Origin of the sequence: Paraburkholderia sp. (assembly GCF_035948235.1) — a bacterium.
GTDB lineage: Bacteria > Pseudomonadota > Gammaproteobacteria > Burkholderiales > Burkholderiaceae > Paraburkholderia.
Window position 1 is genome coordinate 1 of sequence record NZ_DASZJJ010000301.1, and the last position, 26,403, is coordinate 26,403.

Below are 26,403 nucleotides of genomic sequence, written 5' to 3' on the forward strand. Positions count from 1 at the left end.
CTGATTATTGTATCAACTCCAGCAGTGCGTATGCCTACTCAGCCATTTTTGACCCCGCAAACCGGCGCGTCGCCTTTTTTAATTTCCACGATGTAAAGAAATACTCCTTTGACCAGATTAAGTCATGGGCAAAAGACGGCACTCATTTTCACATCAACCTGTCGGATGTTGAAAATCCGCTGATCAAGATCCCAACATCGAGGAATACAAGGGATTTGTGGTACGCCAAGCTGGATGCGATGATCAACGTCAGCCCAAAAAAGGCGCCCCAAAAAGCGTCGTCACCTGCTGATGATTATGATGATGCATTTGGGCCACGCGATCCCGCCTTCGCGGAGCTTGAATCTTTTTCTGACGAGGACATCCTTAACAATCCGGCTAATGAAGAAACCTGGTTCCGGCAGGTGTTTAAGCCTTATGAGGTTTTCGCAAAACAGGTTGACCTGCATCCCCGCCTGGTGAACTTCGAAAGTTCGAAGATTGGCGGAACCATACTTCACACCGCTTGCCTGATTAGCGATAAAGAGAAAGTGATTAAACTTGTTGATGCTGGGGCGAATATCGAAATCCTGAATAAGAGTGGTGAGGCCTGTGACTTCTCAACGTCGGCAGAGATAAAGCAACTGATTGCTCAGCTTCGAAAGCGGGTGCAGGTTTAAGCACCGAATCAGCTGGCTCCCCGAAACCACGTCCGTCCGGGTAAGCGAAGCGGTTCCGAATCGATTGCCCCGCAACGCATGCGGAGCATTCTTTTTTTGCGCCGCCAGTTTAGCTGCATATTGCTGCAGCCACTGCGGCGCCAGGAGCTTCAAGTAGAGCTTGATCGCTCGAATGCGTTCTTCGTATGAATACATGGACTAGCTCCTCATAGTCCAGGAATTCCGCCGCACCCCCAGGTACGACATTACTACTTTGCTCTTACAATAAAAACTTCGATAATTTATCTTATGTAAAATCACTGAGCAAAAAGTAAAGCCACCTTCCGATGGCTTTACCAAGCGCACATTCAATGATCCCGGCCGAAACCGCATGCCGCCGCGATTCACCAATCGCCGCTCAACGCGCTTCGCCAGAAACCGGCACACTCCGCATCGTCTCCCCAGCCGCTGTCCCACTGGCCACATCGCTTTCCCCATCGACCAGCGAAAGATCGCGCCCACGCGTCTCCGGCAGCAGCAAAGCCGCCGTCACCACCAGCAGATACGACGCACACGCGCACAGACCCATTGCCGCGCCAAGCTCGACGCGCGCGCCCAGCACGCCCACCATCGTCGGCATGACCGCGCCGACCGCGCGCCCCGCATTGCCGCACAAACCCTGCGCCGAGGCGCGAATGCGTGTCGGGAACAGTTCCGCCAGATACGCGCCGGTGCCCGCGGCCGTGCCCGATTGCAGCGTCCCGAGTACGAAGCCGAGCATGAGCGTGACCGGCAATGTAATCGGCGTGAGCGTATAGACGGCGACCGCCACGGCCTGCAGGCACGCAATCACGATAAAGGTGCGACGACGTCCGAAGCGGTCCGCCATCCAGCCGTTGAGAAATGCCCCTGCGAACGAGCCGAGGATATTGATCGCCAGATAGCCGCCGACGTTGGTGATCGACAGATGCAGCACAAGCTTCAGATACGCGGGCAGCCACGTAATCATCACGTAGTTGCCGCCATAGATGCCGAACGTGAGAAGAATCGCCTTGAACGTCGTGGCGCGCAGCGGGCGCGCGAACACGGCCCAGATGCCGGGTCTATCGGCAGCGGACGCGGCGCGCGCCTGCGCGAATACCGGCGCCTCTTTGATATGCCGCCGGATCCACAGCACCAGCAGCGTCGGCAACAAGCCGATGGCAAACAGCACGCGCCACGCAAGCGCCGGTTCGAGCGTACTGAAAATCAATGTCGAGAGCAGCACCGCCACGCCGTAACCCACGGCCCAGCCCGCCTGGAGCGAGCCCACGGCGCGCCCGCGCACCTGCGGGCGGATGGTTTCGCTGATGAGCACTGCGCCCACAGCCCATTCGCCGCCAAAACCCAGGCCTTGTAAACCGCGCGTGAACATCAGTTGCCAGAATGAATCGGTGAAGGCGGACAGCAGCGTGAAGGCCGAAAACCACAGAATCGTGATTTGCAGGATGCGCACGCGTCCGTAGCGATCGGCCAGAATCCCGGCGATCCAGCCGCCGAGCGACGCCATGATCAGCACCGTCGTGCCCAGCAGGCCGGCTTCGCCGCGTGTCATGCCCCACAGGGCGATCAGCGTGGGAATCGCGAGCGCGTACATCTGCGTGTCCATCGCGTCGAGTCCCCAGCCGCTGAAACACGCCCAATACGTCCGCTTCTCCGGCGTCGTCAGATCGGTGTACCACTTGAACATGCGTTGTCTCCGTGAGCCATGCCTGTTGCATTGGTTTCAACGATACAAAAAACGCACGGCTATCCAACATCGAGGGTAAACCTGAACGCAGCGCGACCGCCTGCTTCGTCAGCGAGGTAAATGCCCTGATTTCCTGTAGATCGCATGCCCCAAAGTCCCGCTACATGCGCCCTGCAACGCCCCCGGCGATCTGGCTCGATAAACCCGTCAGATAGTCTTCGTCATCGCACCCGATAAACAAAACAGATGGCGAAAGAACAAACTCGCAAGACGCTGAGTTAGAGAGGCCGCGAGGCCTCTCTTCTCTTTATCCCAATCAGAAGTCCGTCGTGACAGAGAACCATGCCGTGCGCGGTTCGGCCTGCGTCAGATAACCGCCCAGCGCCGAGGACCAGTACGAGCGGTTGGTCAGATTCGTCACCATCACGTTGAAGCTCGTGTCGTGCTTGAGGATCTGCGTCTTGTAGCGCGCACCCACGTCGAAGCGCGTCCACGACGGGATTTTCTGCGTATTCGCCGTGTCCAGATACTGCGAGCTGGTCCAGATCGCGCGGCCCATCAGCGTGAGGCCGTTCACTTGCGGTACGTCGTATTCGAGGTTGGCGTTGAACGTCCACGCCGGCACGCCAATCGGACGATTACCCTCTTCCGCCGCGTCGCCCGTATCGACCAGCTTCGCGTTGATATACGACACTCCGCCGATCAGACGCAGGCCCTTGAGCGGCTCGCCGTACATCGAGAATTCCACGCCGCGGTGCTGCTGGACGCCGTCCGTTTCGTAGATGTTGGTGGTGGCGTTGGTGTACGCGACCTGCTGCTTGATCTGGTAGATCGCCAGCGCGGCGCCGTAGTGATTCGCGTCGTACTTGATGCCCGCTTCGTACTGTTTGGCGCGGAACGGCGCCATCACCTGGCCGACGTTGGCCGTGCCGCTTGGCGCGACGCCGCCTTCTACGAGACTCTCCGCGCGGTTTGCGTAGATCGACAGGTTCGGCTGGAGCTTGTAGACGACGCCGAAAATCGGCGTAGTGGCGGAGTCGTTATATGCCGAATCCTGCACTTCCGTGCCGTAGCCATAGCCGTTTTCGAGGATGTCCTGGTGGCGCGCGCCGATTGTGAACAGCAGGCGGTTCTGGAAGAAGCCGAGCGTGTCCGAAACGACGAAGCTGCGCATCAGGATCGAGGTCGTGAGGCCCGGATCGGCGTAGCTGCCTGCACCGTAGGTGGACGCCGGGTAAGCGACGCTCGGCGTGTTGTTCAGGCTCGTCGCAAAGGTGCCGGTGCCGTAGCTCCAGTCATAGGCGGCGTATTCCGCGACGCGGTTGATCTGCCAGCCCGCGTTGACCTGGTTCGAAACCGGGCCGAGGTCGAACTTGCCGCGCACGCCCAGTTGCGCCGAAATCGCGTTTTCCTTGAGCGCGTCGCCCATGCGGTAGGCGCTGGCCGCGCCGTCGTCGTAGCTGATGGTCGAGTACTGACCAAGTTCAGTGGTGTGACGCGAGCCGACGCCCGCGTAGGCGGTCCAGTTCGGCGCGAAGTCGTATTCGCCGCGCAGCATGCCGACCGTGTCTTCCTGCTTCGAGTATGTCCACGGCTGTGCGTAGTTGTAGCTCGCCGACGGCGTCGACGGCATCTCGTCGCCCGTTACGAACACGCCCGGGCGGCCGCCCGTGATGTTGTTCTTCTGATAGAGGAAGTCGGCGTACAGGCGCAGTTTGTCGCCGCGATAGTCGAGCGAAATCGCCGTCTGCTGCGAGTGGTTGTCCTGATTCTGCACGGCTGTGCTGCCGCCCACCACGGTCTGGTTCACGCGGATGCCAAACTGGTCGTTGTCGCCAAAGCGTCTACCCACGTCCACATGCGTGCCGAGTTCGCCCGACGCGCTGCCTTCGACGGTCACGCGCGTGACCGGTTTGTCGTCGGCGACCTTGGTCTGCACGTTGATCGTGCCGCCCACGCCCGAACCGCCCGGCGACGCGCCGTTTACGAACGCGCTCGCGCCTTTGAAGATATCGACGCGTTCGATCGCGCCGGTGTCGACCATCTGGCGCGGCGTGAGGCCGTAGAAGCCGTCGAGGCCCACGTCGTCGGAATACACCTGGAAGCCGCGGATGATGAAGGTCTGCGAGAAGTTGCCGTAGCCCAGCGCCGTGCGCACGGCCGGGTCGTTGGCGACGACGTCGGCGATGGTCTGCGCCTGCTGGTCCTGGATCAGCTTCGACGTGTAGCTCGTCACCGAGAACGGCACGTCGAGCATCTTCTGCTTGCCGAGCACGCCAATTGACGCCCCGCTCGCCACCTGCCCGCCCGCGTAGGCCGGCGCGAGATCGCCCGGCAGTGTGTCGCGCGCCGCTTTCACGCTCACGGCGGGCAGAACCGAAGACGGCTGGGCGTTGCCCGTGGTGCTCGTCGTCTCTGCACTGGCTGCATTGCTGGTGGCGTCGGCGGCGTACGTCTGCACGGACAGGCTCGCAAGGGCGAGCGCTGCCGCAGCGAGCGGCGCAAGGCGGAACGCCTGCGCGGATGAAAAGGTGGTTCGGTTCATTGATCGGTATCCGCAGCGGGTGGCGGGTCTCGTGACCCAATATGCATCAAAGGCCGCGATGATATCGATAAATGAGAATGATTCCGATTTTAATTTCTATTCTTTCGGCGACGCGTTAATCGTTGGTAAGAAATGACCGTAGACGGGAGATTGAGCGCCGCGAGGTCTTATCGGCGTGGAGCCTTGTGGGGCAAGGCGGATCACGGGTTTGTTGTGTGCGCAAACTTGTAAGTCTGCGTAAAAAATGGCTGTTGCGAAAACGGTACTCCGTTTTCACACAGCCATTTGTGCCCTTTTTTTGGGGGCGTTTTACCGCGCTGCGATGCGCTCGTCGAGCGCTGCGCGCAGGGCCGTCACCACGTCGCTCCAGTCGTCGCGACGCGACTGGCGGAACAGTCGCGCATCGGCGTACCAGGGGCTGTCGTCGCGCTTCAATTGCCAGCGCCAGTCTGGCGTGAACGGCAGCGCGATCCACACGGGCTTGCCGAGCGCGCCCGCCAGATGGGCCACGGCTGTGTCGACGGCGATCACGAGATCGAGTTGCGCGACGAGCGCGGCTGTCGCTGCGAACGTAGTCAGCCGCTCGCCAACGTCGATCAGACGGCCGCGTTGCACGAGTGCCTCCGCGCATGCGCGGTCGCGCGGCTGCAGGTCTTTTTGCAGCGACACGAAGCACGCATCGGCGTCGAATAGCGGCGCAAGCTGCGCGAGCGCCATCGAGCGCCTGCGATCGTTCACGTGCCCCGTATTGCCCGCCCAGACCACGCCCACGCGCAGGCGGCTATCGTCCTTGCCGATCACATCGGACCATGCAGCGCGGGCCGAATCGTCGGCGTGAAGATAGGCTCCGGACGGAGCGAAATCCGCATTGCGCAGCGCGAGTGCGTGCGGCAGGCTCAACATTGGCAAGTGGTAGTCGAATGCGGGAACCGGCGACGATTCGCCGATCACGCTCGCCGCGCCCGCCACGCCCCGCAACAGATCGACTAGCGCATCCTGCACGCGCACGATCACGTTCGCGCCTTGCGCGTGCAGGCGCTCGACAAAGCGCACGAACTGCAGGGTGTCGCCGAAGCCCTGTTCCGCGTGTACGAACACCGTCTTGCTGGCGAGCGGCTGGCCCTTCCATTGCGTCGCATCCGCAAAGCCGTGCGACATCGTGCCGTCGCGCCAGCGCCATTCGTACTCGCGCCAGCCATGTTCGAATTCGCCGAGCAGCAGATTGGTTTGCGCGCGATTGGTGCGCGCGCCTGCGTCGTTCGTATCGATGGACAAGGCCTTTTTGAACTGGCGCAGCGCGTCGTCGAAGCGATGCAGGTCGCGCAAAGCGACGCCCAGATTCACATGCACGGCGACGAAATCCGGCTTGAGTTCGATTGCCCGCCGATATGCGTCGAGTTCTTCGTCGTAACGACCGAGGCGGCCAAGCAGCGTGCCGCGGTTGTAATGCACTTCGGGCGCTTGCGGGTAGCGGCGCGTCAGACGCGTGAGATACGCAAGCGCGGCGTCGCCCTGCTCCATCTGCACGAGCGACATGGCTGCGCCGTGCAATGACGCGGCGTGCTCGGGCACGAGCGCGAGCACGCGGTCGTAGAGCGCGACGGCGTCGGCGTGGCGTTGCGCGAGCTGGCAAATACGCGCGGCGTGTTGTAACTGCCCCGCCGATGTTGCGGGAGATAGCGCCCCGCGCCAGGCGAATTCTGCGGCACGCACGTAATCGCTACGCGACGCCCACACGAAGGACATCGCTTCCAGCGCGCCCGCGTGATCCGGGTCAGCTTGCAGGATCGATTGCAAAATCTGCTCTGCGGCGTCGATGCGGCCTGCGTTGAAGTGCTGCTGCGCTTGCGCGATCTGCGTAACGAAAGCGTCGGTCATGGGAACGAGGGGCGCTCGCGCCCCAATGAATGATGGGAATTGAAAATGTTGAAGCCGAATATAGCACATTTTCTTGTGCTATTAATCATTCGCAATATATCGCAATAAAGCGTAATTATCTAAATCTCAATGCTTCGTTGAATTACCATCGAAGCATGCAAAAAATGCGATTCATCGCGATTCGCCTGGTGGCGAAAAAGTTCCTTGTTTACGGGATATTTCCACTTCGAACGGTAATTTCATGACAGGCAAGAATAGGAAATGAAATCCGTATAAAGAATCGTGGCTGACTAACCACAATCGATAAAGAAGGTTTCAATTATCGCGTTATGCTCCGCGCTCGCTCCCTAAAGAGCGAATAACAAATCAATGGAGTAACGATGAAAAAGCACACCCTTTCCGCCCTCGCAGTCGCCACGGCGTCTTTCGCCGGCGCAGCACACGCACAGAACACGGTTACGCTTTACGGCCTGATCGATGCAGGCGTTCTGTACACCAGCAACCAGGGCGGCAGCTCGAACGTGCAGCAGTCGAGCGGCGCGCTCAACGGTAGCCGCTGGGGCCTGCGTGGCAGCGAAGATCTGGGCGGCGGTCTGAAGACGATCTTCGTGCTCGAAAACGGCTTCAGCATTTCGAATGGCACGGCCAAGCAAGGTAGCCGCATGTTCGGCCGCCAGGCATTTGTCGGTCTGTCGAGCGACCAGGCGGGTACGGTCACGCTCGGTCGTCAGTACGACAGCGTGGTCGACAACCTGGGCGGTCTGTCGCTCAACGGCACGCAGTACGGCGGCACGCTCGCTTCGCACCCGTACGACAACGACAACCTGAACAACTCGTTCCGCGTGAGCAACTCGCTCAAGTACCAGAGCGTGAACTACGGCGGCCTCAAGTTCAACGCGCTGTACGGCTTCTCGAACGAAGCGGGCGGCTTCTCGAACAACCGCGCGTACAGCGTCGGCGCCACCTATGCGTTCGGCGGCCTTACGGCAGGCGCGGGCTACCTGCAGTTGAACAACTCGGGTTCGACCATCAACAGCAGCGGCGCAGTAAGCGACGACTCGACCTTCACGGCTTCGCGTCAACGCACCTACGGCGCGGGCCTGAACTACGCGTTCGGCGCGGCCAACGTGGGCTTCGTGTTCACGCAGACGCAGCTGAGCAACCTCACGGCGATCAACTCGTCGAATGCGGGCGCAACCACGTCGCTCACCGGCGACAGCGCGCGCTTCAGCAACTACGAAATCAACGCCCGCTATGCCTTCACGCCGGCGGTCACGGTGTCGGGCGCTTACACGTACACGGACGCGAGCCTCGAAGGCGTGAGCCCGAAGTTCCACCAGTTCACGCTGCAAGGCGATTACGCGCTTTCCAAGCGCACGGACGTCTATGTCGAAGCCGCGTATCAGCGCGTCGTCGATGGCGAGGGCAAGATTCACGCCGACATCATGGGCGTTTCCGCATCGGATTCGAACTCGCAAGCCGTGGCGACCGTGGGCATCCGCCATCGCTTCTAATGCGCGTGCGCAAGATTCGTCGTAGCTAGCGCGATGAATCAATAAAAAGGGCTGGTAGACGCTTCGGTGTTTGCCGGCCCTTTTGCATTCCGCGCACGAATATACGCACGATTTCGCGCCACGCGCCACATTTCACCTGATTGTTCAGTCTCCCCATCTAGTCTTTTCAGAATCTGCCTCTTTTTGTTGGACAAAACCCTGCCTAGAATTCGATGCCTCGATTCACGTTCTCCTTTCGATCAAGGCACTCATGCAAATAGATACCCCAACGGCTCCAGTGTCGTTAGACGCAACGCCCACGTCCGCGAGTCAATGGCTATCTGTCGTCGCTGTCGCGATGAGCGCATTCGCATTCGTGACCGCTGAATTCCTGCCCGTCGGTTTGCTGCCGCAGATCGCGCACGATCTCGGCGTCTCGACTGGCATCGCGGGCCTGATGGTCACCACGCCTGGCGTGATGGCCGCGATTTCCGCGCCGATGCTTATTGTCGGCGCGGGCCGTATGGATCGCCGCTATGTCTTCCTGCTGCTCACCGCCGTCTTGCTGGTCGCGAATGTGCTGTGCGCCATCGCGCCCAATTTTACGGTCATGCTGACTGGCCGCGCCCTGCTGGGCGCGGCGCTCGGCGGTTTCTGGACGCTGGCGACGGCGGCCGCGCCGCGCCTTGTGCAAGGCAAGGACGCCGCCAAAGCCACGGCGACGATTTTGACCGGCGTAACTTGCGCAACTGTGATTGGCGTGCCGCTGGGGACGTTTATCGCGTCGTTCTCGTCGTGGCGGCTGGCATTCGCGGCCACGGCGGGGCTCGTGGCGCTTGCGCTGGTGGCGCAGGCCTTGCTCGTGCCCTCGCTGCCGTCGGCATCGGCGTTGCGTCTGGCCGCCTTCCGGGAACTGCTGGGCCGTTCGCACACGCGGCTGAGCATGCTAATGGTCGCGCTGGTGTTTGGCGCGCATTTTTCGACCTACACCTATATTGCGCCGCTGCTGGAGCATGACTTCTCGCTGAATGCGATGACGCTGTTGCTGTTGGGATTCGGCCTGATTGGCTTTTTCTCGAATGCGCTAACGTCGACGGTGATTTCCGGCCACCTGAAAAAATCCGTCGCGACGATGGTGTTGCTGCTGCTGGCCGCGCTGTCCTCGATGCTGTTGCTCGAACATTCGCCGATTGGCGAGACGGTCGGCATGCTGCTGTGGGGCGTTGCGTTCGGCGCGCTGCCGCTGTGCTTCAGCGTCTGGATCCAGCGTGATACGGCGGACCTTCCCGAAGCGGGCTCGGCCATGTTCGTGAGCGTGATTCAGGTGGCGATTGCGGCCGGATCGGCCGTGGGTGGCACGATCGTCGACCAGGCGGGCGTTCATGCCGACTTCCTGCTCGGATTGGGTCTTGCGCTGCTGGGTCTCGTGACGCTGCAACGGCTGGCCGCCTCTAAACAAACGTCCAACGCTGCCAGTCTCGATTGCGCGTGCGACGCATCGCTGGACTAACGTGTCTCTTGGCGGGCATGCTGAGCTAATTGCATGCCTGCCATACCGCTACCCGCCTCAAATCTCTCCGGCCACGCAATGTGGCCAAAATCGCTTCCCTCTTCTGCCGAATTGGCTATCTTTGTCTACAGATCGGCCTGAAACACACGGCCAGATGTTGGGAGCATGCATATGTCACAGGAATTGATCGTTGCGACTTTCGCGACGCTGGACGAGGCGCAGCGCGCCGCACGCGACTTCAAGAACTTTGAAACCGATGGTCAGGGCCTCAAGATCGAAAGCGGCGTCATGGTGCAGAAAGACCCATCGGGCACGCTGAAGGTCCTCGACGAGTACAGCCGCCCGCACTGGGGCACCGTGATTGGCGCGGCCACGGGTGCGCTCATCGGGCTGCTGGGCGGACCGGTTGGCGTGATCGCGGGGCTGACGATCGGCGCGGGCGCCGGGCTGGGCGCCCGCGAAATCGAAGCCCATCTGGACAGCAAGCTCACGAAGACCATCGAGGACGAACTAAAAGCGAGCAGTTGGGCGCTCGTGCTGGAATCGCACGATCCCGCGCCCGCTCAGATCGACGAAATCGTCCACGGTTACGGCGGCCAGGTGTTTCGTCAGGCGCTGGCCTGGTGAGAGATGCTCAGGCACAGCGCGCGATAAGAATTCCAGGGGAGGAACGATCATGGCGCAGCAATCGAATCAGCAAAATCAACCGCAACGCCGCGGCTTTCTGCACAACCTCAAATGGATGTTCATCCTCTGGTGCGTGGGCTTCGGCGCGACGGTGCTGCTCACGCTGCCGTTTCACTTCCTGGTCGAAGCGATGATGCGCAAATAAGCGCGCTGTCTGCCGCCGCGACTCAGAAGCGGTGCGTGATGCCGGCCAGCACCGCAACCTGATTCGCCGTTGACGAGGCGCTCAGGCCGTTGATGTTGGCGACAGCCGCATGTCCCGTTGAATCCGTGCCCGAAGCGTGCTGATACAGCCCGACGAGATAGAGCGACGAACGCTTCGAGAGAAACCACGTCGCGCCCAGATCGCCCTGCTGATAGCTCACGCTGTTCACGCCATAACCGTGCGTGTAGTCCCACGCCGCGCCCAGCAGCACCGAAGGCGTGACGTAGTAGCGCACGTTGAGTTCGGCGTTGTGGAATTTGGCGGCGCCTTCGTAACCCACGGGATTGAGGCTTGCGTGCGCGCCTAGATCGCGGAACTGCGTGTTGGTGTAGACCGCGCCCAGCGTCCACGCGCCGATCTGCCACGTGCCGCCTGCCGCCGCGATCTGCTCGTCGCCCGCCGACGCATAGCCCGAATACACGCGGCTCGCTGCCATATTGCTGGCACTCGTGCTAGACGTGGCGTTATTGCCGAAGTACGAGAAATTCGGGTCTTTGATGTGCACGAAGGCTGCGCCCAGCGTGAATGGTCCGCGCACGTAACCCGCGCCCAGTGACCAGATCGAATTGCGCGAGAATTCGCCCGCCACGCCACCAAAGCTATAGAGTCCGCTCACGCGAAAACCAGACCACGTGGGGCTGGTGTATTTCACGGAACTGTTCGAGCGGTAATCGTTATTGGTGTTGTCGAGGTCGCCAGGATGGCCGCCCAGATACGTGGCCCATTGCGTGCCCGCGATCATCGGCCCGATGAAATCCACCACGCTGTCGTACTGTCGCCCCATCGTGAGCGTGCCCGCCTGCGCGGACGCGAGTCCCACGTACGCCTGACGTCCGAACTCGTCGCCGCCCTGCTGGAAACCACCGCTCGTCGAGGAATAACCGTTTTCCAGATCGAAGATCGCACGCAGACCGCCGCCCAGATCCTCGCTGCCGCGCAGGCCCCAGCGGTTGCCCAGCACGTTGCTGCTGTTCATTTCGACCTGACGCTTGCCGCCCACGTTGTTTGCGTAGACGAGCGCGGTGTCGATGGTGCCGTAGAGCGTGACGCTGGTTTGCGCGTGCGCGGCGCCGGGCAGCGCCGCAACGGCAGCAACGGCAGCAACGGCGAGTGCAACGTGACGAGGGAGAAGACGTGCGGCGGTTCGGCGTGGCATGGTTGTTTTCCTCTTTCTACGATCAAAACAATAAGGACTCCGTTTTTATTGGCGAGAAGAATCACTCGCCGCACAGCGCGAAGTCGCAGGCTGGCTGGATGCGAGAGTGTCGCGATCCCGCACCCGGACGGTCAAACAAGAAAATAAATTCACGCCGAAAAGATTTTGTTATCGCCCGAAGCGATGCGTGCGCAAGCGACGTTTTTCGAAAGCGGAGAAGACGCCGGATTTCGGCGCGCTATGATGGCGATTTGCGACTGCCCCACACGAAGCCATGAATATCCGGTTTCTCGAGACCTTCATCTGGCTCGCCCGCCTGCAGAATTTCCGTCTCACCGCCGAAAAGCTGCACACCACCCAGGCCGCGGTGTCGAGCCGCATCGCCTCGCTCGAAGAGAGCTTCGACGTCCGCCTGTTCGATCGCAACTCGCGCTCGGCCACGCTCACGCCCGCGGGCCGCAAGATGCTGGCCTACGCCGAACGCATCGTGCGACTGGGCGACGAAATGCGCCGCGAAGTGGAGGACGCGAGCGGCGATGCGGGGCTGATCCGCATCGGCGTGGTGGAGTCGATTGTGCATAGCTGGTTTCCCGCACTGATGGCGCGCGTGCGCGAGCGTTTCCCGCATCTGGAAGTCGAAGTGACGAGCGACACCACGATTCATCTCGTGCAACTGCTGCGCGCCGACGCCGTCGATCTGATCCTGCAAACCGAGTCGCTGCCCGACCGCGAGTTCGCCAATCAACCCCTGTGCGAATTCCCCATGCGCTGGGTCGCGAGCCCCACGCTCGGTCTCGCAGGCCAGCACGTCGCGCTGGAGCGGCTGGCTGAATTGCCGATCGTGAGTTTTTCGCGCCACTCGGGCCCGCACACCGCCGTGGAGCGCGAATTCGCGCGCGCCGTCGAGCGGCCCGTGCGTATCAATTGCATCAGCTCGGTCGCGGCGATGATCCGCCTCGTGTCCGACGGCTTTGGCGTCGCCGCGCTGCCGCCCGCCATCATCCAGCGCGAGCTGCGCGACGGCTCGCTGGAAGTGCTCGACGTGGACAGCGCCTTCGCGCCGCTGCCGCTGGTGGCCAGCTACCGCCTGCAGAGCCACCCGCTGCCCGCCCGCATCGCCGAACTGGCCACGGAGCAGGCGCGCGCCTTCGTGGACGCGCTAGGGCCGGATCTGGAGGGACAGAGCCCGCCCGCTGCGCCGCCCAAAACCGCCCGCCTCCGTAAGCGATAAGAAAACTTTTTCAGGCCATATTTTTTTTCTTGTTGGACCGCAACGCGCCCGGCTCGCCAAACTGCGCTTATCCGATTCCCTTTTTTCAGCGCAGGAAGGTCCCGATGAGCCAGGCAGAAACCCTCACCCCCGCATCCACGAAGGCAGGCCAGCTCTGCATCTGGACGGATACCGATAGCGATTCGCACGCCGAGGCGGATTTCAACGCTTGGTACGACCGCGAGCACATGCAGGAACGCGTGGCAATCCCGGGCTTTCGCTTCGCGCGCCGCTTTCTTGCCAACGACGGCGGCGCGCGCCGCTATCTGGCGCTCTACGTGACGGCCTCTCTCGACGTGTTTCATAGCGACGCCTACCGCCAGGCGTTCACGGTGCAGACCGACTGGTCGATGCGCAGCTTCGCACGCATGAGCAATACGCAGCGCCGCGTGGGCGAGCAAAGCTTCGAGGCCGGTGCGGGCGAAGGCGGCCATGCGGCGATCTTCATCGCGCCGCCGGGCGCGCTGCAAAACGCGGCCTGGCGCGAAGCCGCGCACGCCGCCGCGCGGACGCCGGGCGTGCATGCCGTGCGCGTGTTTATCACCGACGCCTCGCTGTCTGCACCGCTCGCCACGCGCGACGGTGCGGCCAGCGCCGCGCCGCAGGATGCGCTCGTGATCGTCGAAGGCAGCTCGAACGCCGCCGCACGCGCAGCCGCCGCGCAACTCGCGACGCTCGCCGACATCGAGCCGAACGCCGATACGGTGCGCAGCTTCGACATGCTCTGGCGCCTCGCGGCGGCCTGAGACGGACAAGCGCCGAGCAGGACCCAACCACGACAACCAGAGCACACCACACGCACGGCGTGCCGCTTCCTCCCTTGGAGTATCCGATGAACTCTCTCGCCCAGACCGATTCGCCATCGTCACCCTCCGCGCCGCCGCCTTCGACGCTCGAACATCCGCGTGCGGGACGCGCCCGGCTCGCCACGGCCAGCATGGTCGGCACGTCGCTGGAGTGGTACGACTTCACCGTCTACAACACGCTCGCCGCGCTGGTCTTCAACCACCTGTTCTTCCCCTCGGTCGATCCGCTCGCGGGCACCTTGCTGGCGTTTTCGACTTACGCGGTGGGATATGTCTCGCGGCCGCTCGGCGGCTTGATCTTCGGCAACCTCGGCGACCGTCTGGGACGGCGCGCCGTGCTGATGCTCACGCTGGTCCTCATGGGCCTCACGACCGCGCTGATGGGCGTGCTGCCCACCTACGCGAGCGCGGGCATTCTCAGCCCGATCCTGCTGGTGAGCCTGCGCTTCGTGCAGGGCATCGCGCTGGGCGGCGAATGGGCGGGCGCGGTGCTGCTGGCGGTCGAGCACGGCGATCAGAAAAAACGCGGCCTGAATGCCTCGTGGGCGCAGGTCGGGCCTTCGTTCGGCACGCTGCTCGGCACGGGTTTCATTGCGCTGATCACGCTCGCGGTCGCGCCCGACTCGTTCCTGACCTGGGGGTGGCGCGTGCCCTTCCTGGCGAGCCTGCTGCTGGTCGGCTTCGGCCTGTGGGTGCGCAATAGCGTGGGCGAGACGCCGCAATTCGAAAAGCTCAATGAAGCCCATGCCACCGCCAAAGTGCCGGTCGCGGAAGTCTTTTCGCAACACTGGCGCAGGCTGCTGGTGGCGGGCGGCGCACGCATCGGCTCGGACGTGCTCTACGCGCTGCTCGTGGTTTTCACGCTGACTTATGTGACGACGGTGCTCAATCTTTCGCGCTCGCTTGCGCTGACTGCCGTGCTCGCTGGCACCGCCTGCAACGCTGCCACCGTGCCGCTGTTCGGTGCGCTGTCGGACCGCTTCGGGCGTCGCCCCGTCTACCTGGGCGGTGTGCTGGCCGCGATTGTCTGGGCCTTCGGTTTCTTCTCACTCGTGAATACTTCGCAGCCCGTATTGATCGTGCTGGCGGTGATGATCGGCCTCGTGATTCACGCCGTGATGTATGGCCCGCAGGCTGCCTTCGTCACCGAGCAGTTTCCGACCCGCGTGCGCTATGCCGGCTCCTCGCTCGCTTATACGCTCGCCGGGATTCTGGGCGGCGGTTTCGCACCGCTCATCATCGTCGCGCTGTTCCGTAGCTGGCATGCCACCACGGCGGTTTCGCTTTATGTGAGCGGCGCGCTGGTCGTCACGGCGATCGCACTGCTCGCCGCGCGTGAGACGGCGCATCGTCCGCTCGACGAATAAGCCCTCGCAGCCACGAAATCCCCTGTTTCAAGCGGTCCCGGCATGCGCCACGCGCGCCATGCCGCGGCCTCACACACCCCACGTTTTTGCATTTGAGCACCATGACCACGCTTTCCTTCACCGTTTTCCCCGTTGACGGCGCCGCCGCCACCGTGCCCGTCGAAATCGATACGCTCGTGATCGCGGGCTGGGCCGGGCGCGATGCGCAAGCCATCCAGGCGCATATCGACGAACTCGCTGCACTGGGCGTCGCGCCGCCGTCGAGCACGCCGTGCTTCTATCGCGTCGCCGCCGACCAGTTGACCCAGGCCGATACCGTCGAGGTGCTTGGCACGCATACCAGCGGCGAAATCGAATGCGTGCTGATGGACAGCCCACTCGGCACGCTCGTGACGATTGGCTCCGACCACACGGACCGCAAGGCCGAAGCCTATAGCGTTGCGGTGTCCAAGCAGGTCTGCGCGAAGCCGCTCGCGCGCGACGCCTGGCGTTACGCCGATGTGGCCGCGCATTGGGACCAACTGGAGTTGCGCGCCACGCTGATCGACGCAACCGGCAACGCGCGGCCGTACCAGCACGGCGCGGTGGACGGCCTGCTGCCGCCGCCCGCGCTCTGGCAGGGCTATGCCCAAAGCCACGCGCAAACGCCTGAAAACGCCGGGGCAGCACTGCCCGCACGTTGCGCGATGTTCAGCGGCACGCTGTCCGTACACGGCGAACTCGCAGCGATGACCAGCGGCGAGGGCTTCGAAATGGAACTGCACGACCCCGTGCTCAAACGCAGCCTGCGCCAGCGCTACCACGTGCGCGCCCTGCCCGTGGTCGCCTGACCTTCATCTCACGAGCCCGCCACCACCGATCATGCCGACGATGACCTTTTCGCCCGCCGCCCCGCTCCAGCAACTCGCCGATGCGCTCGACGCCGGCACGACCACCAGCCGCGCGCTCGTTGAAACTGCGCTCGAGCGCATCGCTGCCGCGGGCGGCGACGGCGCGCACGCCTTTATCCACGTCGACGCCGACGGCGTGCGCCGCCAGGCCGACGCCCAGGACGCGCTGCGCCGCGCAGGCGTCAGGCTGTCTCCGCTCGCGGGTTTGCCGGTCTCGGTGAAGGATCTGTTCGACGTCGCGGGCGAAACCACGCGCGCGGGCTCGCGGGTACTCGACGATGTTGCGCCCGCAACCATCGACGCGCTCGCCGTCGCGCGACTGCGCCGCGCGGGTGCGGTGCTGATTGGCCGCACCAATATGAGCGAGTTTGCGTTCTCGGGACTTGGCCTGAACCCCTGGCGCGGCACGCCGCGCTCGCCGTGGCGCGACAGCACCGATGAAAAGCCGCGCGTAGCGGGCGGTTCTTCGTCGGGCGCGGCGGCATCGGTTGCACAAGGCATGGCCGCGGCGGGACTTGGCAGCGACACGGGCGGCTCGCTGCGCATCCCGGCGGCATTCTGCGGCCTGACCGGCTTCAAGCCAACGGCGCGCCGTACCCCCACCGCCGGCATGTTCCCGCTTTCGACGACGCTCGACACCACGGGCGCGATTGCGCCCAGCGTAGCGTGCTGTGCGCTGCTTGACCGCGTGTTATCGACTCCACTCGCCGAAGACGCGACGCGCACGACGCTCGACGGTGTGCGCCTCGCGGTGCTCTCGAACTACGTGACCGAAGGCATGGACGCGACCGTCGCGCAGGCGTGGGAAGCGGCGCTGACAAAACTCGCGCGCGCAGGCGCGCGGCTCGTGCCCGTGCGCCTGCCGCTGCTCGACACGCTGCCCACGATCAATCGCTGCGGTTTTTCGCCGATCGAAGCGTACGCGACGCACCGCGCGCGCCTCCACACGCAAGCCGATGCCTACGATCCGCGCGTGCTCGCGCGCATCCGTCATGGCGAAGCCGCACGCGCCGCCGACTATCTCGACCTGCTTACCGCGCGCGCCGCCGCCATCGCCGAGGCCCGCGCTGCGCTCGCAGGTTTCGACGCCTTCATCATGCCCACGGTGCCTGTCGTGCCGCCCGCCATCGACGCGCTGGAAGCCGATCCCGCGCATTTCACCGCGACCAATGCGCTCGTGCTGCGCAACCCGTCGGTGGTGAATTTCCTCGACGGCTGCGCCGTGTCGCTGCCCTGCACGCCGCCAGGTGCGGCGCCAGTGGGCTTGAGCGTGGCGGGGCTTGCGCTTGCGGATGCACGCGTGCTGGGCATTGCGCAGGCGATGGAGAACGCGCTGCACGGATAAGGCGCGCGCTATTCAGTCCGCGTGAAATTGCGGCAGGACATCGGCGGCGAGTTCATCTAGAACCTCGCGCGCGGGCCGCTCGCCGCCCAGATTGAAGGTGACGTGATGCATGCCCGCGTCGCGCATCGCCTCCAGCAGCCCGACGAGCGCGAGCCGCCCCGTGCGATAGCCGAGCGGCACGGCCGTGGCCGGTTCGCTCGCGTCGTCGGCCAGTTGCAGGCGCATGGCGGTGCCGAAGGCGCGGAATGCGTCGGGTGCATTGGGCACGTTGCGCGCCACGGCGGCACGCCACAGCGCGTAGCGGGCGCGTTGAGCTTCCGGCTCGCGGTGGTAGGTCATCCAGCCGATCGAATGACGCGCGATCCAGTCAACGCTCTGGCCGCCCGACCCGACCGCGAGCATCGGCACCGGCGCGGCCGGACGCGGCAACAGGAAGAAGTCAGGTGCATCGGCTGGCGCGAAATCCGGCACGATGCGCGAGTCCGGCGCGAGCGCCGCAGCCAGAGTGTCCCAATGACGCCGATAGAGTTCGCGACGTGCCTCGCCGTCCCGGCCGAAGGCCGCGTATTCGGCGGGACGGTCGCCCGAACCCAGGCCCAGAATAAAGCGTCCTTCGGACAAATGGCTCACCGATACCGCACCTTTGGCAATATGCAGCGGGTGGCGCAGCGTCAGCACGATCGCGCCGCTCATCAGCACGGCGCGCTGCGTGTGTGTGGCCAGCGCGCCGAGCAACACCCACGGGTCGAGATGGCCGACCGGATCGGGATAATCGGCGCTATTTAGTGGCACGTCGCGTACCCAGAGCGCGCGAAAGCCCAGTGCATCGGCGTGTTGAGCAAGCGCAACCTGCGCGCGGAAATCGGCGATGTGGGTATCGGCGGACAGCACCGGAAGCGACAGGCCAATCGACAGTTGCGATGGCGCGAATACGCGCGCCGCAATGGAATTGGGGTTCTCGGCGAAGGCCATAGGGCTTTAGACGCTACCGGCTTTTTCGATCACGAGAATACGGGCCTCGCCCAGCGGATGCGCAACATGCTCGGTGCCGACCGAGGCATAAAACACGTCGCCGGTTTCGAGCACGGCCGAATGCTCGGCGCCGCCCTCGCGGTAACGCATCTCCACACGCCCATCGAGCACGGCGAACACTTCCTCGCCGTCGTTGACGTGCCATTTGTAGGGCTGGTCGGTCCAGTGCAGGCGCGTGGTGATGCCGCCCATGTTGGCGATGTCGAGCGCGCCCCAGGCGCGTTCGGCGGTGAAGGCTTTGCTGCGGATGATTTTCATGGCTAAGGTGGCAAATCAGATGGCGGATCGGGACCGCTGCGACTTTACGCCCTTACAGAGGTCAAGCGCGTATTGTCGTTCCACGATCCGCCAAACGTCCAGCCCGCCGGGTGCCCTCGCGCGCATCAGGGTCGTTCCAGCATCGCCATCGCCCGCACGATCACCAGCAGCACCGACATGCTCGCGCCGCTCGTCGCGCGCAATTCCGCGAGCAGATGGGCGTAGCGCTCCAGCGCCGCCTCGTGCTGCCCGCACCATTCGTCGACGAGTGCTTGGGCGTCGGCAGTCGGCGGAGCGTCGGCCAGCACGCTCATCGTCAGCGCGCGCTTGAGACGGCCGATTTCCGCGAGCGCCGCGGCGCGCGCCATGGTGTCCCAGTGCGTGGGCGTGGGCAGCGCCGCTGCGCGTTCACTGATCCAGCCGTAGTTCAGGCGCGTGCCCAGTGCGAAATACACCGCCGCCACCCATTCGAGCGGCCGCTCGCAGGCCGCCGCAACATCCGCGATATCGAGCAGCGCAACCGACAGTTCACCGCTCGCCACCCGCACCGCCAACGCGCTCTCCACGCCCGCGTTCACCAGCGCCGCCTGACGCGCCGATAACCCTTCAAGATCGCCGGCCGGCAGCAGCGTCGGCAATTGCGGCGCAAGCCGCTGCGCGGCGTCGCGGCAGCGCGCGATCAGCGTATTGACGCCCACGCCGTCCACCGCACCCGCCTGCAGATGGCGCAGGAACCAGAGCGCCGCGCGTTCGAGCAGCCGCGCGACATCGACGAACATGCTCGCCTGCACGTCGTCGGGCACGCGATTGTCGAGCGCGTCGATGTCGCGCCAGACCGCGTCCAGGTCGAACACGTCGCGCGCCATGATGCAGGCGCGCACGATCTCGCCGGGGCGCGCGTCGGTCTCCTCCATGAGCCGATGCACGAACGCGCAGCCCACGCGGTTCACCAGCGCATTCGTCAAATGCGTGGCAAGGATCTCGCGTCGCAGCGGATGGCGCTGCATTGGCGTGCTGAAGCGCTCCTGCAACGGCACCGGAAAATAGTCGATCAGGAGCGCAGCAACCAGCGGATCTTCGGGGACATCCGAATCGAGCAGCGCGTCGTAGAGCCACATCTTGCTGTAGGCGAGCAGCACGGCGCGCTCGGGCGAGGTCAGGCCGAGCTTCGCCGCCTGGCGCTCGGCCACCTGCTCGTCGGTCGGCAGGAATTCGATCACGCGATTCAGACGGCCCGCGCGTTCGAGCCAGCGCATCAGGCGCGTTTCGGCGTCGAGCAGTTCGGCGCTGTAGCGGCCCGCGATCGACAGCGCCTGGGTCTGATAGTAGTTGTCACGCAGCACCAGCAGGCCCACTTCATCGGTCATTTCCGCGAGCAGCGTGTTGCGCTGCTTGGTGGTCATCTCGCCGTCGGCCACTACGAGGCCCAGCAGGATCTTGATGTTGACTTCGTGGTCCGAACAATCTACGCCCGCCGAGTTGTCGATCGCGTCCGTGTTGATGCGGCCGCCCTTCTGCGCGAACTCGATGCGCCCGTACTGCGTGACGCCCAGATTGCCGCCCTCGCCCACCACCTTGCAGCGCAGGTCCGCGCCATTCACGCGCACGGCGTCGTTGGCGCGGTCGCCCGCTTGCGCGTTGGTTTCGTGCGCGGCCTTCACATACGTGCCAATGCCGCCGTTGTAGAGCAGATCGACGGGCGCCTGCAGGATCGCGCGAATCAGTTCGCTGGGCGTGAGCGCCGCCGCTTCGACGCCTAGCACTGCCTGAATCGCAGGCGACAGCGGAATCGTCTTGACGGTGCGCGCGAACACGCCGCCGCCCGCTGAAATCGCGGCGGGATCGTAGTCGGCCCAGCTCGAACGGTCGAGCGCAAAGAGGCGGCTGCGCTCCGCGAAGCTCACTGCCGTATCGGGATTCGGGTCGAGAAAGATATGCCGATGATCGAACGCCGCCACCAGCTTGATATGCGGCGAAAGCAGCATGCCGTTGCCGAAGACGTCGCCGGACATATCGCCCACGCCCACCACGGTGAAGTCGCTCGTCTGGGTGTCCACGCCCATTTCGCGGAAGTGGCGTTTGACCGACTCCCACGCGCCGCGCGCCGTGATCGCCATTTTCTTGTGGTCGTAGCCAACCGAGCCGCCCGACGCGAATGCATCGTCGAGCCAGAAACCATATTCCTGCGAAATCGCGTTTGCGTAGTCGGAAAAGGTGGCCGTGCCCTTGTCCGCTGCGACCACCAGATAGGGATCGTCGGGATCGTGGCGCACCACATCGGGCGGAGGCACGACCACGTTGCCTTCCAGGTTGTCGGTGAGGTCGAGCAGCCCGCGCAGGAAGGTCTGATAGCAGGCGATGCCTTCGCGCATCCATGCCTCGCGATCGGTGATGGGCGGCGGATTCTTCACGACAAAGCCGCCCTTCGATCCCACCGGCACGATCACGACGTTCTTCACCATCTGCGCTTTCATCAGGCCGAGCACTTCGGTGCGGAAGTCCTCGCGCCGGTCGGACCAGCGCAGACCGCCGCGCGCGACGCGTCCACCGCGCAGGTGGACGCCTTCCACGCGCGGCGAATAGACCCAGATTTCGAACATCGGCTTGGGTTCGGGCAGGCCCGGCACCTTCGACGGATCGAACTTGAACGACAGTGCGGGCAGCGGCTTGCCGTCGGCATCGCGGCGGAAGTAGTTGGTGCGCTGCGTGGCATTGATGACGCCGAGAAACTGCCGCAGGATGCGGTCCTCGTCGAGATTGGGCACCTGGTCGAGCGCGGCCTCGATGGCCTTGAGCGCCAGTTCCATGCGCGCCGTGCGCGCGGCCGTCACGACGGTGCCCTCGCCCGAGCGCGGATCGAAACGGATCAGGAACAGTTCGACCAGTTGCCGCGCGATGGCCGGATTGCCGGTGAGCGCGCGCTCGATATAAGCGTCGCTGAAGGTGGAGCCGACCTGGCGCAGATATTTCGCATAGGCGCGCAGGATGGTGACTTCGCGCGCGCCCAGATACGCGCGCAGCACGAGACGGTTGAAATCGTCGTTCTCGATGCGCGCGGTCCAGACCGCTTCGAAAGCATCTTCAAAGAGGTCCTTGACACGCTCGATGTCGAATTCGGCGTCGTCGGCCAGTTCCAGCCCGAAATCGTGGACCCAGGCCGGCTCGCAGCCTGGCACCAGAATCACGTAAGGCCGCTCTTCGTCAACGCGCACGCCCAGATGCTCGAGCATCGGCAGGCTGCGCGACAGTGCGATGGCGTCGCCCGCGCAATAGACCTTGAAGCGAAAGGCGCGCGGGCCGGCCTCGATGGGCCGGTACAGATTCATGGCGATGCGCCGCGTGCCCTGCACACGCTCGATCAGTTCGATATCGCGCACTGCCGTGCGTGCCGGGTAGTCGTCACGATAACCGGCCGGGAACGAATCGGCGTAACGGTGCAGCAGGCGCGTGCCCTGCTCCTCGCCGAACGCATCGAGCAGCGCATCGGCGAGATCGTCCTGCCAGCGGCGCGTGACTTGCACGAGCCGCGCTTCCAGTTCGCGCGTATCGACTTCGGGCATCGCGCCCGATTTGATATGGACGACGAAATGAATCCGCGCGAGTGTGGATTCGGACAGCAGCGGCGTGAATTCGACCGATTCGCCGTTGAACGCCTCGCTCAGCAACTGGGCGATCTTGCGGCGCAGGTCCGTGTTGTACTTGTCGCGCGCCACATAGACGAGACAGGACACAAAGCGCCCAAAGCGGTCGCGGCGCAGGAACAGGCGCGTACGCTGATGTTCCTGCAGGCGCAGAACGCCCAGCGCGATATCGTAAAGCTCGTCTTCGCTCGCCTGAAACAACTCGTCGCGCGGCCAGGTTTCCAGCACCGTCACCAGCGATTTGCCCAGATGACCCTTCGGCAGAAAGCCCGCGCGCTGCACGATGTTCGCGCATTTACGGCGCACGATGGGGATCTCGCTGATCGAGTCCATATAGACCGTGGATGTATAGAGCCCGACGAAGCGGCGCTCGCCGCATACCTTGCCATCCGCGCCGACGAGCTTGATGCCCACGTAGTCGAGATACCCCGGCCGATGCACCGTCGCGCGCGAATTGGCTTTGGTCAGAAAGATCGGCCACGCGCCCGCGATGATTTCGCGGGCCGCGGGCGGCAGCGGTGTGACATCGGCGACGCCGGGCGCGCGCAGGGATTCGCGCAGAATGCCCAGGCCCGAGCCTTCCACGCCGCGCAGGCCGTAGCCGCCTTCGTGCTCGACCAGCGCATAGTCGCGCTGGCCCAGGAAGGTGAAATGATCGGCCACCATCCATTCGAGGAAGGCGCGCGATTCGATGTCTTCCGCGCTGCTTTCGCGTGCCTTCATGGTCTTGATGGTCTCGCGCGCAACGCTCACGATCTTCGGCCAGTCCTCAACCGAGGCGCGCACGTCGCCCAGCACGCGGGCGATATCGTGGCGCAGTTCGTCGAGCTTTGCTGCGTCGCCACAACGATCGATTTCGAAGTGGATAAACGAGGCCAGTTGGGATTGACCGTCGTCGGCGCCGGCCCCGCCTACGTCCACGCGGGTGATGACGCCGTCCGGGCCGCGCCAGATGCGAAACACCGGGTGCATCGCCGAATGCAGGGCGAGTCCCAGCTTGTTCACCGCCATCGACACCGAATCGACCAGAAACGGCATGTCGTCGTTGACGATTTCGATGACGGTGTGATCCGAATGCCAGCCGTGCTGTTCGAGGATCGGGTTATAGACCCGCATGCGTTCCGTGCCGGGCACGAAACGCTGCGCCGTCTGCCAGTGCGCCATGGCGGCGCCGTAGAGATCGGCGATGGCGCGGCTGCGCAGATCGTCGGCATCGACGAAATCGTAATAGTGACGCAGGAAAGGCTCGACGATCTGGAAGGTCGATTCGGGTAGACGCGCACGCGCGAATTCCACGAGATCGGAGAGCAGATGGGCGACGAATTCCTCGTTCCTCGCTTGCATGGCGGACTCCTGGGACGGATGGCCATCGACTGCATCGGCGGGAGTCCATTATGCACCGGCACGGTGATCGAACGATGACTGCGTGCGCACGCTGCTTCTGCTTGCAGTGCAGCATCGTGATGCGCCACCGCGCGTCTTATTCCACCGACACCTCGCTGAGCATGCGCCACATACGCGGCAGCGTTCGCGCGGCGGCGCCGGTAACAGTCAGCCGTGCGTGCAGATGAAGGTCGCGGCTCGAACTGCCGATCATCAGATCGAATTCACCGGGTTCGACGATGCGCTCGCCGCGCGCGTCCGTGAAATTGAGCATATCCACGGGCAGACGCACGCGTACGCGCGCCTTTGCGCCCGCCGCCACGTCCACCCGCGCGAACGCCTTCAGTTCGCGCACCGGCCGCGAAGTGGAGGCGACGCGGTCGCGCACGTAGATCTGCACGACCTCGGTGCCCTCGCGCGCGCCGGTATTCTTCAGCGTGAAGGTGAAATCGAAGGTGCCGTCTTCGATGGCGGCGGTGTCCTCGGCCAGTTCGAGCGATTCGTATGCGAACGTCGTGTAACCCAGGCCAAACCCGAACGGATAACGCGACCCAAAGTGCCATGCCACCGGCGTGCCCGCGCTCTTGAGGCGGTGGTTATAGACGTAAGGCACGGCTCCCGCGCTGGTGGGCACCGAAAGCGGCAGCCGCCCACTGAAATTCTCGCGGCCCGTGAGCAACGCAGCCAGCGCTTCGCCGCCCTGCTCGCCTGGCGCGAATGCCATCACAAGCGCGGCCACGCGCGCTTCGTGCTCGCCGAGCGTGTATGGACGCCCGCCTGTCATGACCACCACCGTGGGCGTGCCCGTTGCAAGCACGGCGTCGAGCAACGTCTGCTGCACGCCCGGCAGCGTCAGGCTGTCCGTATCCGAGCCTTCACCGACCGTGCCCGACTGGAACAGGCCCGCGAGATCGCCGACAAAGACAATCGCCACGTCCGCCGCCCGCGCCGCTTCAACGGCAGCGTCGATCTGCGAAGTATCGGTGCTCAGCAAGGCGTCGTGTGCGTCGACGTCGCGCGTCGTCATGGCTACGTCGCCGGGGAACACAGGTGCGCCCGCGCGCCGCTCTTCGATGATCGCGCAGCCGCGCGCGTATCTGACCATCGACGCGCCCAGCGTCGCGCACAAGGCCTGCAAGGGCGTGGTCATCGACGAAGGAATGGTCTCGCCGCTGTTGATGAGGTGCACGGGGAAGCTGTAGCCCGCGAGCAGTGCGAGCGGATCGTCGGCGGTCGGGCCGATCACGGCGACGTGTTGCTCGCCGTCGTTTTTGAGCGGCAGCACGCCGTCATTTTTCAGCAGCACCGCCGATTGCAGCGCCACTTCATACGCCACGCCGCTTGCGGCCTCGCTGCGCAGGTTGATCCGCTGCGGGTCCGCATAGGGCTTCTCGAACAAGCCGATCTCGAACTTCACGCGCAGCACGCGCCGCACCGCCGCGTCGATCGTGCGCTCGTCGATGGCGCCGCGCGCGAGCGCCGCTTTCAGATGCAGTGCGCACTCATGGCCTGGCAGTTCGATATCGAGGCCCGCGTTGAAGGTTTGCGCAGCGGCATCGGCGGCGTCGTGCGCGGTGCCGTGATGGGTGTAGAGCAGATTCACGCCTGCATAGTCGGCCACAATCAGGCCGTCGAAGCCCCACTTCTCGCGCAGCACGCCTTGCAGCAGTTCGTGGTTCGCATGGCAGGGCACGCCGTCGATATCGTGATACGCGGGCATCACTGAACCAGCGTTGGCTAGCTTGACCGCCATCTCGAACGGCAGCATGAAAGTGTCGTTGAGTTCGCGCGGCCCGACGTGCACCGGCGCGTGATTGCGCGCGCCCTCACTCGCCGAATGCGCGACGAAGTGCTTGAGCGTGGCGAGCACGTCGCGGCGCTCGCCTTGCAGCCCCTGCACGTAATGGCAGGCCAGCACGCCCACCAGATAGGGATCTTCGCCGAAGGTCTCTTCGGTGCGGCCCCAGCGCGGATCGCGCGAAACATCGAGTACCGGCGCAAGCCCCTGGTGGCAGCCAATCGAACGCGCCTGCTCGCCGATTGTCGCGCCCACGCGTTGCACCAGCGCGGGATTCCACGTCGCGGCGTAGTTCAGCGACGAGGGAAACAGCGTTGCGTCCTTCGTCATCAAGCCGACCAGACATTCTTCGTGCGCCATCACCGGAATGCCCAGCCGCGTGCCCTCCACCATCTGGCGCTGCAAGGCGTTGAAGGCTTCGACACCCGCTTGCGGGTCCACCGTATGCGTGCCGAGCGGCCGCGTGACCTGGCCGAGCCCGTGGCGCAGGAGCGTATCGAGCGGCACGCCCGTATCGCGTTGCGCGAAATCTTCGGTGCGCCACGCGTGCTCGCCGTTTGCGCGCAGCTTGAGCCATACGGCGTGTAACTGGGCGATTTTCTCGTCCAGCGTCATACGCGCCAGCAGATCGTCGCCACGTGCTGCGACGCTGGCATCGGCACGGCGATAGAGCGGAACCTCGCTATGGTGATCTAGCGACATCAATACACTCCATTTAAATTAGTATGACTGATCAATTAAAAAGATGCAGCGCTCGCGCGTGATATGAATC

18 protein-coding genes are annotated in these 26,403 nt (G+C 64.0%); 10 read left to right on the plus strand and 8 right to left on the minus strand.

The features are described from left to right. The coding region (locus VG320_RS26770) for a hypothetical protein (RefSeq protein ID WP_327203087.1) at positions 1–659 on the plus strand (659 nt) is incomplete at its 5' end. Between the two features lie 397 nt (positions 660–1,056). Here the strand turns inward: VG320_RS26770 and VG320_RS26775 are convergent. The 3 genes from VG320_RS26775 to VG320_RS26785 all read right to left on the minus strand — a co-directional run bounded on the left by VG320_RS26775 (position 1,057) and on the right by VG320_RS26785 (position 6,790). Next, positions 1,057–2,367 (minus strand): MFS transporter, encoded by a 1,311-nt coding sequence (locus tag VG320_RS26775; RefSeq protein ID WP_327203088.1) that lies wholly within the window; start codon positions 2,365–2,367, stop codon positions 1,057–1,059. A gap of 316 nt (positions 2,368–2,683) precedes the next feature. Then, entirely contained in the window at positions 2,684–4,912 is a 2,229-nt protein-coding gene (locus tag VG320_RS26780; protein ID WP_327203089.1) for a TonB-dependent receptor, read from the minus strand. A gap of 309 nt (positions 4,913–5,221) precedes the next feature. Continuing rightward, entirely contained in the window at positions 5,222–6,790 is a 1,569-nt protein-coding gene (locus VG320_RS26785; RefSeq protein ID WP_327203090.1) for a tetratricopeptide repeat protein, read from the minus strand. 380 nt (positions 6,791–7,170) lie between these two features. Between VG320_RS26785 and VG320_RS26790 the strand changes: the two genes are divergently transcribed. The 4 genes from VG320_RS26790 to VG320_RS26805 all read left to right on the plus strand — a co-directional run bounded on the left by VG320_RS26790 (position 7,171) and on the right by VG320_RS26805 (position 10,625). Then, entirely contained in the window at positions 7,171–8,304 is a 1,134-nt protein-coding gene (locus VG320_RS26790) for a porin (RefSeq protein ID WP_327203091.1), read from the plus strand. Positions 8,305–8,554: 250 nt separating this feature from the next. After that, the gene (locus VG320_RS26795) at positions 8,555–9,793 is read left to right on the plus strand and encodes an MFS transporter (protein ID WP_327203092.1); all 1,239 of its coding nucleotides are present in this window, start codon (positions 8,555–8,557) and stop codon (positions 9,791–9,793) included. A 171-nt stretch (positions 9,794–9,964) separates the two neighbouring features. After that, positions 9,965–10,420, plus strand: coding sequence for a DUF1269 domain-containing protein (locus VG320_RS26800; protein WP_327203093.1), 456 nt, complete (start codon positions 9,965–9,967; stop codon positions 10,418–10,420). Between the two features lie 49 nt (positions 10,421–10,469). After that, positions 10,470–10,625, plus strand: coding sequence for a hypothetical protein (locus VG320_RS26805; protein ID WP_327203094.1), 156 nt, complete (start codon positions 10,470–10,472; stop codon positions 10,623–10,625). A gap of 22 nt (positions 10,626–10,647) precedes the next feature. On the opposite strand, the gene VG320_RS26810 is transcribed toward VG320_RS26805, so the two are convergent. Further along, the gene (locus tag VG320_RS26810; protein WP_327203095.1) at positions 10,648–11,841 is read right to left on the minus strand and encodes a porin; all 1,194 of its coding nucleotides are present in this window, start codon (positions 11,839–11,841) and stop codon (positions 10,648–10,650) included. A gap of 274 nt (positions 11,842–12,115) precedes the next feature. Here VG320_RS26810 and VG320_RS26815 point away from each other — a divergent pair, with 274 nt between their 5' ends. The 5 genes from VG320_RS26815 to VG320_RS26835 all read left to right on the plus strand — a co-directional run bounded on the left by VG320_RS26815 (position 12,116) and on the right by VG320_RS26835 (position 17,519). Continuing rightward, positions 12,116–13,072: a LysR family transcriptional regulator gene (locus VG320_RS26815; RefSeq protein WP_327203096.1), complete on the plus strand. Its 957-nt coding sequence runs from the start codon at positions 12,116–12,118 to the stop codon at positions 13,070–13,072. A gap of 104 nt (positions 13,073–13,176) precedes the next feature. Continuing rightward, a complete protein-coding gene (locus VG320_RS26820; protein WP_327203097.1) occupies positions 13,177–13,857 on the plus strand; it encodes a hypothetical protein in 681 nt (226 codons plus the stop codon). Between the two features lie 86 nt (positions 13,858–13,943). Continuing rightward, entirely contained in the window at positions 13,944–15,284 is a 1,341-nt protein-coding gene (locus VG320_RS26825) for an MFS transporter (RefSeq protein WP_327203098.1), read from the plus strand. A 101-nt stretch (positions 15,285–15,385) separates the two neighbouring features. Then, the gene (locus VG320_RS26830; protein ID WP_327203099.1) at positions 15,386–16,114 is read left to right on the plus strand and encodes a DUF2848 domain-containing protein; all 729 of its coding nucleotides are present in this window, start codon (positions 15,386–15,388) and stop codon (positions 16,112–16,114) included. Positions 16,115–16,154: 40 nt separating this feature from the next. Next, positions 16,155–17,519, plus strand: coding sequence for an amidase (locus tag VG320_RS26835; RefSeq protein ID WP_327203141.1), 1,365 nt, complete (start codon positions 16,155–16,157; stop codon positions 17,517–17,519). Positions 17,520–17,531: 12 nt separating this feature from the next. Here VG320_RS26835 and VG320_RS26840 read toward each other — a convergent pair whose 3' ends face one another. From VG320_RS26840 to VG320_RS26855, 4 genes are all read right to left on the minus strand, one after another. Next, positions 17,532–18,491, minus strand: a complete 960-nt coding sequence (locus tag VG320_RS26840; RefSeq protein WP_327203100.1) for a TIGR03571 family LLM class oxidoreductase — start codon at positions 18,489–18,491, stop codon at positions 17,532–17,534. Between the two features lie 6 nt (positions 18,492–18,497). Continuing rightward, complete coding sequence (locus VG320_RS26845) at positions 18,498–18,809, minus strand: cupin domain-containing protein (RefSeq protein ID WP_327203101.1); 312 nt, start codon at positions 18,807–18,809, stop codon at positions 18,498–18,500. Positions 18,810–18,934: 125 nt separating this feature from the next. After that, positions 18,935–23,794, minus strand: a complete 4,860-nt coding sequence (locus VG320_RS26850; protein WP_327203102.1) for an NAD-glutamate dehydrogenase — start codon at positions 23,792–23,794, stop codon at positions 18,935–18,937. Positions 23,795–23,930: 136 nt separating this feature from the next. Next, positions 23,931–26,333, minus strand: a complete 2,403-nt coding sequence (locus VG320_RS26855) for a glycoside hydrolase family 3 N-terminal domain-containing protein (protein ID WP_327203103.1) — start codon at positions 26,331–26,333, stop codon at positions 23,931–23,933. Between the last annotated feature and the right edge of the window lie 70 nt (positions 26,334–26,403).

Coding starts and splice junctions, on each gene's coding strand:
- VG320_RS26820 (WP_327203097.1), top strand. CDS start 13,177: ATGAGCCAGGCAGAAACCCTCACCCCCGCATCCACGAAGGCAGGCCAG.
- VG320_RS26850 (WP_327203102.1), bottom strand. CDS start 23,794: ATGCAAGCGAGGAACGAGGAATTCGTCGCCCATCTGCTCTCCGATCTC.
- VG320_RS26775 (WP_327203088.1), bottom strand. CDS start 2,367: ATGTTCAAGTGGTACACCGATCTGACGACGCCGGAGAAGCGGACGTAT.
- VG320_RS26805 (WP_327203094.1), top strand. CDS start 10,470: ATGGCGCAGCAATCGAATCAGCAAAATCAACCGCAACGCCGCGGCTTT.
- VG320_RS26795 (WP_327203092.1), top strand. CDS start 8,555: ATGCAAATAGATACCCCAACGGCTCCAGTGTCGTTAGACGCAACGCCC.
- VG320_RS26790 (WP_327203091.1), top strand. CDS start 7,171: ATGAAAAAGCACACCCTTTCCGCCCTCGCAGTCGCCACGGCGTCTTTC.
- VG320_RS26810 (WP_327203095.1), bottom strand. CDS start 11,841: ATGCCACGCCGAACCGCCGCACGTCTTCTCCCTCGTCACGTTGCACTC.
- VG320_RS26825 (WP_327203098.1), top strand. CDS start 13,944: ATGAACTCTCTCGCCCAGACCGATTCGCCATCGTCACCCTCCGCGCCG.
- VG320_RS26845 (WP_327203101.1), bottom strand. CDS start 18,809: ATGAAAATCATCCGCAGCAAAGCCTTCACCGCCGAACGCGCCTGGGGC.
- VG320_RS26855 (WP_327203103.1), bottom strand. CDS start 26,333: ATGTCGCTAGATCACCATAGCGAGGTTCCGCTCTATCGCCGTGCCGAT.
- VG320_RS26800 (WP_327203093.1), top strand. CDS start 9,965: ATGTCACAGGAATTGATCGTTGCGACTTTCGCGACGCTGGACGAGGCG.
- VG320_RS26835 (WP_327203141.1), top strand. CDS start 16,155: ATGACCTTTTCGCCCGCCGCCCCGCTCCAGCAACTCGCCGATGCGCTC.
- VG320_RS26785 (WP_327203090.1), bottom strand. CDS start 6,790: ATGACCGACGCTTTCGTTACGCAGATCGCGCAAGCGCAGCAGCACTTC.
- VG320_RS26815 (WP_327203096.1), top strand. CDS start 12,116: ATGAATATCCGGTTTCTCGAGACCTTCATCTGGCTCGCCCGCCTGCAG.
- VG320_RS26780 (WP_327203089.1), bottom strand. CDS start 4,912: ATGAACCGAACCACCTTTTCATCCGCGCAGGCGTTCCGCCTTGCGCCG.
- VG320_RS26830 (WP_327203099.1), top strand. CDS start 15,386: ATGACCACGCTTTCCTTCACCGTTTTCCCCGTTGACGGCGCCGCCGCC.
- VG320_RS26840 (WP_327203100.1), bottom strand. CDS start 18,491: ATGGCCTTCGCCGAGAACCCCAATTCCATTGCGGCGCGCGTATTCGCG.